This is a genomic window from Bradyrhizobium sp. F1.4.3, from assembly GCF_040548375.1.
Taxonomy (GTDB): domain Bacteria; phylum Pseudomonadota; class Alphaproteobacteria; order Rhizobiales; family Xanthobacteraceae; genus Bradyrhizobium.
In genome coordinates, this window is record NZ_JBEPRN010000016.1 from 46,154 (window position 1) to 60,239 (window position 14,086).

Consider the following 14,086-nt stretch of genomic DNA (forward strand, 5'->3'; position numbering starts at 1 on the left):
CGTGCCGGATGGACTTTTCGTCTGGCCGCGTATTGCCTTGCCCCTCACCCGGATCGCTGCGCGATCCGACCTCTCGCCGCGGAAGGGCGGGGAGAGGTTAAACGCACCTCGATAGACCTTCCAAGTGGTTTCCACCGTAAGGGACGCGCCACCCTCGCACTCCCTCGCCCCGTTCTTACGGGGAGAGGGTGGGGTGAGGGGCTGCCGCCGTGGAGACGCGCGCGTCGGGTTAGATCACCTCACGCCACCGACGCCTTGACCTTCACCGGGTGCACCGCGCGGAACGCGATCGCGATTCTGTTCCAGGTGTTGATGGCTCCGATCAGTGTGGTCAGGTTCACCGTCTCCTCCTCGGAGAACTGCGCGCGGACCTCGGCGTAGACGTCGTCGGGAGCGTGCGTTTCCGCGATCAGCGTCACTGATTCGGTCCAGGCCAGCGCGGCGCGCTCGCGGTCGGTATAGAGCGGGGATTCGCGCCAGGCATTCAGCAGATAGATGCGCTGCTCGGTCTCCCCGCGTTTGCGCGCGTCTTCGGTGTGCATGTTGATGCAGAAGGCGCAGCCGTTGATTTGCGAAGCCCGGATCTTGACGAGCTCGATCAGCGATTTCTCCAGCCCCGTCGACTGGATGTGGGTCTCCAGCGCAGTCAGCGCTTTCATCGTGTCGGGTGCGGCCTGGTAGAAGTTCATGCGGGGTTTCATAGTCGTTCTCCTTGCTTGGGGTTGAGGTCAGTGGGCTCCGCCGGCCGAGACATGGCCGGGCTTCTTGAGGAAGAGGGAGGCGACGAAGGCGACGATCAGCGCCACGCCGAGCAGATAGAAGGTGTCGCTGAAGGCGAAGATGTAAGCCTGCTTCTGCACGACATGGCCGATCGCGACATAAGCGCGATGCGCGGCATCGGCGCGGTCGAGGACACCGTGATTGATGAAATACTGCGTGAGCTGCTCCAGCCGCGTGCGGGTGGCCTGCTCGAACACCGAGACCGACTGCATCAGCACGTTGGAGTGATACTGCTCGCGCTTGGTCAGCACGGTCTGGAGCAGCGCGATACCGACGGCGCCGCCGAGGTTGCGCATCATGTTGAACAGACCCGAGGCCGAGCCGGCATTCTCCGCCTCGATGCCGGCGGTCGCGACCGCCGACAGCGGCGCCATCACCAGAGCCTGGCCGATCGCACGGACCACGTTGGGCCACAGCAGCTGGTCGGCGGCGTAGTCGGCGGTCATGTAGATGTTCATGAAGTTGGAACCCGCGAACAGGACGAAGCCGACACCGATGATGATCCGCGCGTCGAACTTCTGCATCAGGCGCGGCACCAGCGGGATCAGCAGAAGCTGCGGCAATCCGGTCCAGGCCAGCACCATGCCGATCTGCTCGGAATTGTAGCCCTGGATGCGCGACAGATATTGCGGCATGATGAACACCGAACCGTACAGCGCGACACCGAGCAGGAAGTTGGCGAGCATGCCGAAGCCGAAATTGCGGCGGACCAGCAGGCGCAGGTTCAACAGCGGCTTCTTCACCGTGAGCTCGATGATCAGGAAGGCGGTCAGCGCGACGGCCGCGATCACGGACAGCTTGACGATGAAGGGTGAGCCGAACCAGTCGTCCTTGTTGCCTTCCTCCAACACGGTCTGAAGCGCGGAGAGCCCGATCGCCATGGTGATGATGCCGGCCCAGTCACCCTCCGCGAGTTGCGACAGCTTCATCGGCTTGGCGTCGAGCGCGTACCAGAGCATGCCGACCATGATCGCGCCGGGCGCGAGGTTGACATAGAAGATGTACTGCCAGCCAAAATTCTCGGTGAGATAGCCGCCGATGGTCGGGCCGATTGCGGGCGCAAACGTCGCCGACAGTGCGAACAGCGCGAGGCCGACCGGCTGTTTTGCGCGCGGGAGCAGCGTGATGATCAGCGTGAAGGCCATCGGGATCAGCACGCCGCCGGTAAAACCTTGCACGGCGCGCAGCACGATCATCTGCGGCAGGTCCTGCGCCAGCGCGCAGGCCGCCGAGAGCACCAGGAACAGGATCGCGTTGGTGAGCAGATAGATCCGGATCGAGAACACCTGGGCGAGCCAGCCGGACAGCGGGATCACCACGATCTCGGCGATGAGATAGGAGGTCGAGATCCAGCCACCGTCGTCGATGCCGGCACCGATCGCGCCCTGGATATCGGCGAGCGAGGCGTTGACGATCTGGATGTTCAGCACCGCCATGAAGGCGCCGAGGGTGGCGCCGATCACCGCGATCCAGGTTTTGGCGGAAACGGCCGGCGTTGTGGGAGCCGCAGCCGGAGCGGGGAGATTGGCAGCGGAAGCGGCGTTGAGGGTCGGTTGAAGCGTGCTCATGGAAGCCTCGTCTCGGTTACGGAGACAGGATGCATTAGGCGGTTGGTTTCGATAATCGACGAAGTTCTGGAAGGATCATCAGGCAAGACTTGATAATCTTGCCGGGATCCTCTCGGAGTTAGCCGCCGTTCGGCTGCACAGCGTTGTCGGCCACGTGCCTGGCCGTCTCGCGCTCGGCCACCACGGTTGCCTTGGTGTCGACGGTCGGCACCGCCGACATACCGGGCCGCAGCAGGCCCGTGAGGCTGTGATCGTCGAGCACGATCTTCACCGGTACGCGCTGCACGATCTTGGTGAAATTGCCGGTGGCGTTGTCCGGCGGCAGCAGTGCGAATTCGAGCCCGCTTGCCGGCGACAGGCTGTCGACATGGCCGTGCAGGGTCTGATTGCGAAAACTGTCGACGATCAGCTCGACCGGCTGGCCGGCGCGCACATGCGTGAGCTGGGTCTCCTTGAAATTCGCGACCACATAGACGGCATCGAGCGGCACCACTGCCATCAATTGCGTGCCGGCCTGCACGTATTGGCCGACGCGCAAGCTGCGGGCGCCGACGGTGCCGTCGACCGGCGCGGTAATCTCGGTGTAGGACAGGTTCAGCTCAGCCTGGTCCGCGACCGCGCGAGCGTGATCGAGCTGCGCGGTGGCCTGCGCGCGCTGGGTGGTCAGCACGTCGACCTTGCGCTGCGCGGCGACCAGGCCCGACTTCGCGTGCTGCAATTGCGCGTTGCTGGCGCGCAGCGTCGCATCGGTCTGCTGCGCACGCTGGATCGTGCCGGAGCCCGACTTCATCAGATCGTCGTAGCGGGCGCGCTCTTCCTGCGCGAATTTCAGGTTGGCGTCGGCCGCCGCGACGTCGGACGTGCTTTGCTCGATGATCGGCTGTTGCAGCTCGAGCTGGGCATCGATGTTGCGCACCGAGGCTTCTGCGGCGGCAACGTCGGCGCGGACCTGGCCGAGCGCCGCCTTGAAGTCGCGGTCGTCGATCCTGGCCAGCATCTGGCCGGCCCGGACCTTCTCGTTGTCGCCGACCAGCACCTTTGCGATGTAGCCCGAAACCTTCGGCGCGATGATCGTGGAATCCGCCTTCACATAGGCATCATCGGTCGATTCCAGATAGCGGCCGGTGGTCAGGTAATTGTAGCCAAAGTCGCTGGCGGCAGCGACGCCAAGGGCGAGGGCCAGAGCGAGGGCTGCCCGCTTGATCGCCTGCCGGGACGGACGGAGGCTGATTTTATTATTAGTTTCAGTGACATAGGTTGCGTTCGACATGGCATCCTCCGGATTCGCAGACGTCCCGTTCCGAAGGGGCGCACTGTTGATACCCGGAAGATGCGCTGTCCCGGCGCTTGTGATAATCCGCCAAAAAGCAAAATGATTGTCCACCAATGCTGTATAATCCGAGGCGCTCATGGACCGCCTGACCAGTCTGACCGCCTTCGTCCGGGTCGTTGACACCGGAGGTTTCTCCGCCGCCGCCCGCAAGCTCAACATGTCCACCACCATGGTGAGCAATCACATCCAGGCACTGGAGGAGCGGCTGGGTGCAAGGCTGCTCAACCGCACCACCCGCAAGGTCAGCGTCACCGAAATCGGCAAGGCTTATTACGACCGCTGCATCCAGATCCTCTCCGACATCGAGCAGGCCGACGACATCGCGGGCGCTCTCCAGTCGGTGCCGCGGGGCACGCTGCGCATCCATTCCGCGACTCACATGGTACCGTTCATCGCCGGCATGGTCGCGAAACTGCTGTCGACGTATCCGGAGCTCAAGGTCGACCTACGCATGGGCGAAGCCAATGTCGACCTGATCGAGGAAGGATACGACATTGCCTTGCGCATGACAGCCCCGCCGGATTCGAGCCTGATCGTCCGTAACATTGCCACCTGGCGGCATGTGTTGTGCTGCTCGCACGACTATATCGAGGGACGAGGCCGTGTGCAGCAGCTCGCCGAGCTCACCGAGCACAATTGCGGCCGTCACCTGAACTATCCCTTTGGCGATGAGTGGCGCTTCCACGATCGCAAGGGCAAGCCGGCGTCGGTACGCATTTCCGGCAACCTCGTCACCAACAGCGGAGAGGCATTGCGGAACATGGTGCTGGAAGGCGGCGGCATCGGCCTGCTCGCCGGATTTCTGGTGCAGGACGACCTCGACGCCGGTCGGCTGGTGCGTCTCCTGCCTGAATACCGGCCGGTCGAAATGTCAATGAACGCGGTCTATCCGCATCGCCATCATCTGTCGGCAAAGGTCAGGACCTTCATCGACATGCTCGTGGAGCACAGCGCCGAGCAGCAGAAGCTGATCAACCCCTATTCATGAGTGGCGCGGCGGCGGCAGCCGGCCGAACAGCATTTCAAGCGCCATGCCGATCGCGAGCAAGCGGCGATCACTTCCTGCCGGGCCGTCCAGCTCAAGGCCAATCGGCAATTTGCTGGTGGCGCCGAGTGCGATGGGAATCTGGATGCCGGGAATGCCGGCATTGCTGCCGGGATCGGTGTTCTGGATGAACAGGCCGAAATTCTCCAGGCTGCTGGACTCCGGGTTGGAGGCAACGGCGACGCGCGGTGTTGTCGGGAAGGCGAGGGCGTCGAGCCTGTTGCCGGTAAACGTGTTGCTGTAATGCGCCCGAAGCGCGGGCCGCGCGGTTCTGATCGCGGCCTCATAGATCGGTTTGGCATCGACCAGCGTGTCGTCGGGGCCGGGCAGTTTTCGTGGGATCACCAATCCATCATAAGTGCCCTTCACGTCGGGGCTGGAGATTTCGTTTGCCATCGCCTCGATGGTGATGCCGGTGCCGGTGTGCTTGAGATAGGCGACCATGTCGTCATAGGCTTCGTACAGCGCGACGGGGAAACCGACCTGGCCGTTGAGCTCGGCCAGTTGCGGCATGTCGATCTCCACCACTGCAATACCCAGCGATGTCATCTGTGCGACCGCCACCTGGAAGGCAGCCTCGGTGTCGGCATCGAGATTGGCCAGCATCGTCTTGACGATGCCGATGCGAACTTGCTTCAGATCGGCCGGCTCGACGGCGTCGCCGCCAGCAATGACGCGATCGAGCAGTGCGACGTCCGCCATGGTCGCAGCCATCGGGCCTGCGGTGTCGCGGGTGTGCGAGATGGGGGCGATGCCCGCTTGCGGATAGCGGCCGACAGTCGGACGCAACGAGGCGCATCCGTTCAGCGCGGCGGGCACCCGGACCGATCCGCCCGTGTCGGTGCCGAGCCCGCCCGCGATGATCCGTGCGCCAATCGCGGCACCCGTTCCTGACGAGGAGCCGCCGGCGATCAGGGAGCGATCATAGGCGTTGCGCACGCCGTACTCGGGGCCGGTCTTGAACGCGGTATTGTAGCCGGAGATCCCGAAGGCAAGCTCGTGCATGCTGGTCTTGCCGATGATGATCGAACCCGCAGCCCGCAGTTTTGCAACAACCGGCGCATCGGTCTTTGGGACGTAATTCTTCAGCGCCGGCGTGCCGGCGCTACAGGGCAGCCCCGCGACCTCGATGTTGTCCTTGATCACGATGGGAACGCCGCCAAGCGGCTTGTCCCGCTCGTCCTTCGCGTCGAATGCCGCTGCGGCCTTCAAGGCGCCGGCTTCGTCGAGCGTGATGAAGGCATTCAGATCGGCATTGGCACCGGCGCTGGCGATGGCCGCTTCTGTCAACGATTGGCTGGTGACCTTGCCGGCGCGAATGTCGGCTGCGGCCTCGGTCAGGCTCGGCTGGTCGTGATCGGTCGACCCCACAATACACCTCCATCGCTACACCACGCGGCATGATCACATTTTCTGGCGTCGCACCGCAACAACGGAGAATGCCGCTATCAAGGCAACGATTTTGTTCCTACCTCGTTGGGAGAAGGGATCGTCGGCGCTTGCCGGCTGGAGCGCGGAGGACATGATGTGGATCCTGCTACTGCTGCCGTATATCGGCTTGCTGTGGGTTCCCTTCTACAATTTCGCCGAGCCGCCGCTGTTCGGTTTCCCCTTCTTCTACTGGTATCAGCTCGCCTGGGTCCCGATCTCCTCGCTGCTGATCTGGCTGGTCTATCGCAGCCGTACCCCTGACGAAACGCCGTGAGGGCGGCACCATGACCGATCAGATCGAATGGCTGCCGCTTTCGGTTTTCATCTTCTTCTTCGTCCTCGTCACTGTGATGGGCTTTTTCGCCGCCCGCTGGAAAACGGGCGAGGTCAGCGAGCATCTCGATGAATGGGGATTGGGCGGGCGGCAGTTCGGGACCTGGATCACCTGGTTCCTGGTCGGTGGCGATTTCTACACCGCCTATACCGTGATCGCGGTGCCGGCGCTGGTCTACGCGGTCGGCGCCTACGGCTTCTTCGCGCTGCCCTATACCATCATCGTCTACCCCTTCGTGTTCGCCGTCATGCCGGTGCTGTGGATGCGCGCGCATGCGGCAGGCCATGTCACGGCGGCCGACGTCGTTTATGCCGGCTATGACTCGCGGAGCCTCGAGCTCGTCGTCGCGCTGACCGGCATGGTGGCGACCATGCCCTACATTGCGTTGCAGCTGATCGGCATGGAGGTCGTGATCAAGGCGATGGGCCTGACCGGCGAACTGCCAATTGTAGCGGCCTTCGTGATCCTCGCGCTCTATACCTACAGCTCCGGTCTGCGCGCGCCGGCGCTGATCGCCTTCGTCAAGGACATCATGATCTACATCGTGGTGCTGGTTGCCGTCATCGTCGTGCCGGTCAAGCTTGGCGGCTATGGCGCGGTGTTCTCCGCGGCGAACGACGTCTTTACGGCGAAGGGTGGCAACACAGGGTTGCTGCTGAAGCCAGGACAGTTGCTGCCCTACGCGACGCTGGCGCTGGGGTCGGCGCTGGCGGCGTTCATGTATCCGCATACGCTCACCGGCATTTTCGCCGCGAAATCAGCCGATACGATCCGCAAGAATGCGATCCTGCTGCCGGCCTATACTCTGCTGCTCGGGTTGATTGCGCTGCTCGGCTACATGGCCCACGCCGCGAACATCAAGGTTGCTTCTCCCAATGATGTCGTGCCGATGCTGTTCAAGACGCTGTTTCCATCCTGGTTCGCGGGCTTTGCATTTTCCGCAATCGCGATCGGAGCGCTGGTGCCGGCGGCGGTGATGAGCATCGGCGCAGCCAATTTGTTCACGCGCAATGTCTGGAAGTCCTACGTCAACCCCGACATCACTCACGCGGGTGAAGCTGCGGTTGCGAAGATCACGTCGCTGGTCGTCAAGGTCGGCGCGCTCGCCTTCATCCTGTTCCTGCCGACGCAATATGCGCTCGATCTTCAGCTTCTTGGCGGCCTTTGGATCCTGCAAACCCTCCCGGCACTGGTGTTCGGGCTGTACACGCGCTGGTTCAGAGCCGAGGCTCTATTGCTCGGCTGGGCCGCGGGCATCGGCTGGGGTTCGTGGACGGCATGGAGCAATGGGTTGAAGCCGCTCGCCAGCGTCGCCGTGGGGGGTGCCAATTACACGTTCTATGTCGGCCTCGGCGCGCTGCTGTTGAACGTTGTCGTTGCGGCTATCGTCACGCTCGTCCTGAGCTGGATCTCACCGGGCGCCAAGCGCAGCGTGGCGGCGGGCTCCTGAATCGGTCGGCGACCGTGATGATCGGACGTGGGCGATCATACGATCGACGTCGGCGATGACCTTGCTAATAGCCTCGTCCTTCACCGGGCCATAGCCGCGAATGTCCATCGGAGCTTTCGCGATTGCGACGAGATCAAGCAGTTGCGTGGCGTCGAGTTCGCCCAGCATCCGATCGATCACGCCCTCATACCAGGTGATCAGCTCCCGCTCCGCACGCCGCTCGGCCGTGTACCCGAATGGATCGAGCGGCGTTCCGCGCAATCTCCTTAAGCGAGCCAGGATTGCGAGCGGCATCTGGATCCACTGGCCGAAAGCGCGCTTGCGCGGTCGGCCGCGCGCGTCGTGCCCGGATGGTAGGAAGGGTGGCGCGAGATGGTACTTGATGCTGAAGCCATCTTCGAATTCACGTTTCAGTTCGTCGCGGACGCCGCTCTGCATGTGCAGCCTCGCAACCTCGTACTCGTCCTTGTAGGCCATCAGCTTGAACAGGGAGCGCGCGACCGCCTCGGTCAGGGTCTCGCTGCTCAGCGCGGACTCGGCGCTGCGGACCTTTGCGACGAGCGCCCGATATCGCGCTGCATAGACTTTATCCTGATAGGCGGTGAGGAAATCGGCGCGGCGCTCGATGATCTGGTCGAGCGTCTCGGCCTCGGGCGCTTCATCCACCTTCGGCACAAAGTCCGGATTGGCGGCGGCGATCCGGCCCCACGCAAAGGCTTGCTTGTTGCGTTCGACCGCGACGCCATTGAGCTCGATCGCGCGCAACAGCGCTTGCAATGCAACCGGAATCAGGCCGCTTTGCCAGGCAAAGCCGAGCATGATGATATTGGCATAGACGGCGTCGCCGAGCAGGCGTTCGGCTAGCGCATTCGCGTTGATCGTGTCGAGATTATCGTTGCCGATGACCTGTCGGATCGCGCGTAAGCGGGCGGACGAGGCGAGGTTTGCGTCGCGAAAGCGAACGACGTCGCCGGTCGGCATTTCCGCGGTGTTGATGGCGGCGCGTGTGCTGCGGTGATAGGTGCCTGAGGCTTTTGGTGAGGAGCTGACGACGAGGTCGCAGCCGATCAACGCGTCGGCCGCGCCCTGGTCGATGCGCACCTGATGCAGCGCCTGGGGGGATGCGGCCAAGCGGATGTAGCTCAGCACGGGTCCGAACTTCTGCGCAAAGCCGGTAAAATCCAGCACCGAGGCGCCACGGCGTTCGAGATGTGCGGCCATGCCGATCAGCGCACCAACCGTGATTACGCCGGTGCCGCCGACGCCGGTCACGAGCAGGTCGTAGGGACGGTCGAGCGTGGCGGGTGCGGGCAGGGGAAGCGTGGCCGCGCGGCCGATCGCGTCGATCTGGCTTGCAGCCTTGGCGCGACGCGTGGCGCCTTCGACGGTGACAAAGCTGGGGCAAAAGCCGTTGAGGCAGGAAAAATCCTTGTTGCAAGCTGACTGGTTGATCTGGCGCTTGCGGCCGAACGGCGTCTCCTTCGGCTCGACGCTGAGGCAGTTGGACTCGACCGAGCAGTCGCCGCAGCCCTCGCAGACGAGGTCGTTGATGTAGGCAAAACGCTTGGGATCGGCCATCTGCCCGCGCTTGCGCCGGCGTCGCTTCTCGGTGGCGCAGGTCTGCTGATAGATCAGGACCGAGACGCCGGAAATTTCGCGCAGCTCTCGCTGCACGGCATCCATCTCCTCGCGCGGATGGATGGTGACGCCACTGGGCAGATCGGCGGGCGAGAACTGTGAGGGATCGTCCGACACCAGAGCGATCCGCGCCACGCCTTCGGCACGCACACTGTGCGCGATGGCGTGTACGCTGACGGGGCCGTCGACCGGTTGGCCGCCGGTCATCGCCACCGCATCGTTGAACAGGATCTTGTAGGTGATGTTGGCTCTCGCCGCGATCGCCTGGCGGATCGCCATCGAACCGGAATGGTAATAGGTGCCTTCGCCGAGATTCTGGAAGATGTGCTGGTGGCCGGTAAATCTTGACGAAGCTGCCCAGTTGACGCCTTCGCCGCCCATCTGGATCAGCGACGACGTTTCGCGGTCCATCCAGCTCGCCATGAAATGACAGCCGATGCCGGCCAGCGCCTTCGAGCCTTCCGGCACTTTCGTCGATGTGTTGTGCGGACACCCTGAGCAGAAATACGGCGTGCGCGTCGCGCCAGCGACGTTGATCGTGCGCTCGGCGTCCGGCGACAGCGCGGCCGCGCGGGCGGCGAGATTGAGGCCGGGAAACATCGGATCGAGCCGGCGCGCCAGCACGGCGGCCAGCGCGCGCGGCGACAATTCGCCGATCCAGGAGATCAGCCGCGCCCCTCGCTCGTCATGCTTGCCGACCATGCGCTCCGGCTTGGCGCCCGGATAATCGTAAAAATATTCCTTGAACTGGCTCTCGATGATGCCGCGCTTTTCCTCGACGACCAAAATTTCGCGCTTGCCCTTCACGAAGTCCATGGCGTCGTGCAGCGCCAGCGGCCAGACCATGCCGACCTTGTAGATGTCGATGCCGATGCTGCGGCATGCGGCTTCATCGAGGCCCATCAGCCGCAGCGCTTCCATCAGATCGAGATGCGCCTTGCCTGTGGTGACGATGCCGTAGGTCGCGTCGGGAATGTCGTAGAAGCGGCGATCGATCGGATTGGCTTTTGCGAAGGCGTAGACCGCGTGCTTCTTCGCCTCCAGCCGCTCCTCGATCTGCGGTCCCGGCAGATCCGGCCAGCGATAGTGCAGCCCGCCCGGCGGCGGTGTGAAGTCCGGTGTGAGGAAGGCGCGCGGTGGGCGCAGCGCGACGGAGGCGCCTGACTCCACGATCTCCGAGATCGCCTTGAAGCCGACCCACATGCCTGAGAAGCGGCTCAGCGCGTAGCCATATTCGCCGAACGCCAGATATTCGCCGACATCGGCCGGATGCAGCGTCGGCATGAACCAGCTCATGAAGGCGACGTCGGACTGGTGCGGCATCGAGGAGGAGACGCAGCCATGATCGTCGCCGGCGACCACCAGCACGCCGCCACGTGGCGAGGAGCCGTAGGCGTTGCCGTGCTTGAGCGCATCGCCCGAGCGGTCGACGCCCGGGCCCTTGCCGTACCAGAGCCCGAACACGCCATCGACCTCGCGGTCGGCTTGGGTCTCGACCTGCTGCGAACCGAGCACCGCGGTTGCGGCGAGGTCCTCGTTCACGGCCGGCAGGAATTCGATTGCGTCGCGCTTCAGCCGCTCCGCGATGCGCCAGAGCTCAAGATCGATACCGCCGAGCGGCGAGCCGCGATAGCCGGAGATAAAGCCGGCAGTGTTGAGCCCGCGCGCGCGGTCGCGCCGTGCCTGATCGAGCGCGATGCGGACGATCGCCTGCGTGCCCGTGAGGAAGACACGGCCCTCCTCGCGGTCGTAGCGGTCGGCGAGCTCATAGGTGTCGAGTGACGGAATGGCGTCCATGGCGGGCCTCGCACGGCTTTCTGCCGGATAGGCGAAGATTAAGCCTGCGAGGCTGGTAGGTCTTACCTATTCATCCCGTGTCGGGCGGGAATTCGGTAGAATTTTGCATTGGGTGGCCAGATTTGGTAGATTCAATCTAATTGAGGGGCTTTCATGATTGAAGACCAGGACGTGCGGATTCTCGCCCACCTCCAGAAGGAGGGCCGCGCCACCAATCAGCAGCTTGCCGATGAGGTCGGAATGTCGACCTCGGCCTGCTGGCGCCGGGTGCGTGCGCTGGAGGAGACCGGTGTCATCAAGGGCTATGCCGCGCTGGTCGCGCGCGAGCAGGCGGGCTTTGCGATGTCGGCCATCCTCCACGTCTCGCTGGAGCGGCACGACGCCAAATTCGTCGACGAGTTCGTTGCGCGGGTGACCAAACGTCGCGAAGTGCTGGAGTGCTTTGCGACCACGGGCGATGCTGATTATCACTTGCGCGTCGTCGTGCAGGACATGGCGGCCTACAACAGATTTCTCGACGAATTCATGTTCCGCATCCCCGGCATCCGGTACGTCCGCAGCAATGTGGTCCTGAAGGAAATCAAGACCAGCGTGACGTTGCCGTTTTGAGGCACCTTCATTCGCGTCCGGTTTGCGAGACGGCTAGCGACGACGCAATCCATGTTCCAGCGCACGCCGCCTCACGCAGCCGTGGCTTACACCGTCGCCGGCCGGCTGCGCCGGAACAGTTGGCGCAGTGACAGCGCGTGCAACAGGATCGAGCTTGGCACGACGAAGGCGGGGGTCAGCACATTCGGAAAGGTGTCCACGGCCATGCTCGGGCCGTTCGGAATGATCAGCTGGAACGGGCCGGGCGACATGATCATCCCCAAGGTGATCGCGACGGCGAGGTCTACGAGGCCGAAGATGTTCCAAAGGATCGCCCCCTTCCGCCCCTCAACCGTTCCGGTTGCGAGCGCAAGCGCCGCCGGCACGGCGAAAAGACCGGTCAGCACATCGCCAGTTCCTGCAGGCAACGCCCATAGGCCCGGTAGCACCCCACGCAGCCAGTAGACGAGCCATTGGCTGCCAAAGATGCGGTAAAGCTGAAGGGCGATGAGCCAGCTCGGCGGCATCGCATCGAGCAACTGCCCCACGCGCTTCGACAACAGCAGCACCGGAGCACCGACGATCACCGGCAACAGGATGGCCGCTGGAAGCAGCGGCAAGGAGGAGGCCCCCACGCGGAATGCGCCGTTGATGGCTGCCGTCCAGGTGACAGTGGCCCAAAGCGTGAAAGGCACCATGAAGACCAGCCAGGTCGCCTGGCGTTGTCCTGGCGTCAAGTCGGTGCTTTCGAGGCCGAGCCACAGGCCAAGCGCGATAAGCCCATGAGCCATCAGCCGAACGCCCAAGGCAGGAAAGCCGCTCTCCGCAAGTGCGGGTAGCGAGTGGATCAACCAAGTCCACAGCATCGTGAATGAAACGGACCATATCAGGCTGAGCCGGACGGGACGCGGAACAATTGCGGCAACGGAAACAGCATCGGTGTTCATTGGCGTTCCTTCTTGAGAGGTCGGTCGCGGTCGCGGACGGACACAAGCCATCTCGGCCGGCATGTCGCGGATTGCGATCCGCTCGCCGTGTCACGGTGTCTGTTCTTCCGATCCGGGCCTCAACAGAATCATGAAGACAAGAACGTGGCTGACCAGCAGCAGAGGCACATAAAGGGCCGGGATATAAATGCCGGCGCCGAACAGGCCGGGATTCTGGATCTTCGTCACGCCCATGTAGTACGCATTCAGAAGATCCAGCGTACCCCAGACGTTGAATATCCAGACCATCGGAACGGCGATCGACCATCGCCAGGAGAGTGCCGCCATTGAAATGAGCGCGAGAGTGGCGGCGACGAGATCCCCCCATCCGACTTCGTTGGCGAAATCCGGGCTCAACTCCGAAGACACGAACCCGGCAACCATGAAGTTCATCCCCAAGAACCTGAACGCATGGAAAGCCGCAAGAAGTCTCAGGGCGTCATGGCGCGGCATCGTGCGGGCCGCTGGCCAAACATAGACGATGGCCACCACCGAGCTTGTCAGGAAGGCGCCGGCGACGCTGAGGACGAACGGAAGGTTGAAGCTCGGTGGCACGTTCGGATGTCCTTATGATTGTCCGACAGGTCGGGTGGGGTTCGAAGCCGGTCGGTCCGGTTCGGCGCCGGCGGGCGCTCAGGGTTTGGTCATGAGCAGGCGGAGCGGCATGAGCGGACCGACTGCGATGTATTCGTGGTCTATGAGATCCTGCTTGGCGAGCGGCAGGCCGTCCATGATCGCGTGCCCTTCGGCGACATCCTTGACGTCCAGCAGGAAGACGGCTCCGCGCCCATCGGACCGCGAATACCATTCGCGAACTTTCCCGTTGAGATAGAGCTGCACGGTCTGCCTGATTTCATCGGGCATGACGGCGGTGACCTGTTCGCGTGTGACGCCCGCCTTGACGGTCAGGATGACCATCACTCCGGTGGTCGTGAGGGCCGGCACTTGTGCTTGGGCAAGGGACGGATCGGTCATGGAGGTAACACCTGTCAGGGTGAGGGTGAGCGCCAGGACGGCGTGACGGATGGCTTTCATCGGTTCTATTTCTCCGATCACGGCGGCCGCCGCGATGTCGCAAATGTCGGGCGCACACAGCGGGTACGGCTCATTTGCAGTTCGGATGTAGGGCCACTTTC

General features: G+C 63.4%; 12 protein-coding genes. 4 read left to right on the forward strand and 8 right to left on the reverse strand.

Going from position 1 to position 14,086, the window contains the following annotated elements:
- Nucleotides 1-239: 239 nt before the first annotated feature.
- The 3 genes from ABIB73_RS29965 to ABIB73_RS29975 form a co-directional block, all read right to left on the reverse strand.
- Nucleotides 240-701, reverse strand: coding sequence for a carboxymuconolactone decarboxylase family protein (locus tag ABIB73_RS29965; RefSeq protein WP_354229941.1), 462 nt, complete (start codon nucleotides 699-701; stop codon nucleotides 240-242).
- Between the two features lie 27 nt (nucleotides 702-728).
- A complete protein-coding gene (locus ABIB73_RS29970) occupies nucleotides 729-2,348 on the reverse strand; it encodes an MDR family MFS transporter (protein WP_354229943.1) in 1,620 nt (539 codons plus the stop codon).
- Between the two features lie 118 nt (nucleotides 2,349-2,466).
- On the reverse strand, nucleotides 2,467-3,618 hold the full coding sequence (locus ABIB73_RS29975) for an HlyD family secretion protein (protein WP_354229945.1): 1,152 nt from the start codon (nucleotides 3,616-3,618) through the stop codon (nucleotides 2,467-2,469).
- Nucleotides 3,619-3,757: 139 nt separating this feature from the next.
- On the opposite strand from ABIB73_RS29975, the gene ABIB73_RS29980 reads away from it, so the two are divergent.
- Nucleotides 3,758-4,669, forward strand: coding sequence for a LysR family transcriptional regulator (locus tag ABIB73_RS29980; RefSeq protein WP_354229947.1), 912 nt, complete (start codon nucleotides 3,758-3,760; stop codon nucleotides 4,667-4,669).
- Here the strand turns inward: ABIB73_RS29980 and iaaH are convergent.
- Complete coding sequence (gene iaaH, locus ABIB73_RS29985; protein ID WP_354229949.1) at nucleotides 4,664-6,097, reverse strand: indoleacetamide hydrolase; 1,434 nt, start codon at nucleotides 6,095-6,097, stop codon at nucleotides 4,664-4,666. The genes ABIB73_RS29980 and iaaH overlap by 6 nt on opposite strands.
- A gap of 154 nt (nucleotides 6,098-6,251) precedes the next feature.
- Here iaaH and ABIB73_RS29990 point away from each other — a divergent pair, with 154 nt between their 5' ends.
- Nucleotides 6,252-6,431, forward strand: a complete 180-nt coding sequence (locus ABIB73_RS29990) for a DUF3311 domain-containing protein (protein ID WP_354230105.1) — start codon at nucleotides 6,252-6,254, stop codon at nucleotides 6,429-6,431.
- 10 nt (nucleotides 6,432-6,441) lie between these two features.
- Complete coding sequence (gene mctP / locus ABIB73_RS29995) at nucleotides 6,442-7,941, forward strand: monocarboxylate uptake permease MctP (protein ID WP_354229950.1); 1,500 nt, start codon at nucleotides 6,442-6,444, stop codon at nucleotides 7,939-7,941.
- Here the strand turns inward: mctP and ABIB73_RS30000 are convergent.
- Nucleotides 7,903-11,376, reverse strand: coding sequence for an indolepyruvate ferredoxin oxidoreductase family protein (locus ABIB73_RS30000; RefSeq protein WP_354229951.1), 3,474 nt, complete (start codon nucleotides 11,374-11,376; stop codon nucleotides 7,903-7,905). The two genes, mctP and ABIB73_RS30000, sit on opposite strands and share 39 nt — an antisense overlap.
- Before the next feature lie 153 nt (nucleotides 11,377-11,529).
- Here ABIB73_RS30000 and ABIB73_RS30005 point away from each other — a divergent pair, with 153 nt between their 5' ends.
- A complete protein-coding gene (locus ABIB73_RS30005) occupies nucleotides 11,530-11,985 on the forward strand; it encodes an Lrp/AsnC family transcriptional regulator (RefSeq protein ID WP_354229952.1) in 456 nt (151 codons plus the stop codon).
- A gap of 86 nt (nucleotides 11,986-12,071) precedes the next feature.
- Here ABIB73_RS30005 and ABIB73_RS30010 read toward each other — a convergent pair whose 3' ends face one another.
- From ABIB73_RS30010 to ABIB73_RS30020, 3 genes are all read right to left on the reverse strand, one after another.
- Nucleotides 12,072-12,911: a DUF8737 domain-containing protein gene (locus ABIB73_RS30010; protein WP_354229954.1), complete on the reverse strand. Its 840-nt coding sequence runs from the start codon at nucleotides 12,909-12,911 to the stop codon at nucleotides 12,072-12,074.
- Nucleotides 12,912-13,001: 90 nt separating this feature from the next.
- Nucleotides 13,002-13,505 carry a DUF8737 domain-containing protein gene (locus tag ABIB73_RS30015; RefSeq protein WP_354229956.1) on the reverse strand — a complete coding sequence of 168 codons (504 nt, stop codon included), beginning with the start codon at nucleotides 13,503-13,505 and terminating at the stop codon, nucleotides 13,002-13,004.
- 78 nt (nucleotides 13,506-13,583) lie between these two features.
- Nucleotides 13,584-13,985, reverse strand: coding sequence for a hypothetical protein (locus tag ABIB73_RS30020; protein WP_354229958.1), 402 nt, complete (start codon nucleotides 13,983-13,985; stop codon nucleotides 13,584-13,586).
- Nucleotides 13,986-14,086: the final 101 nt, after the last annotated feature.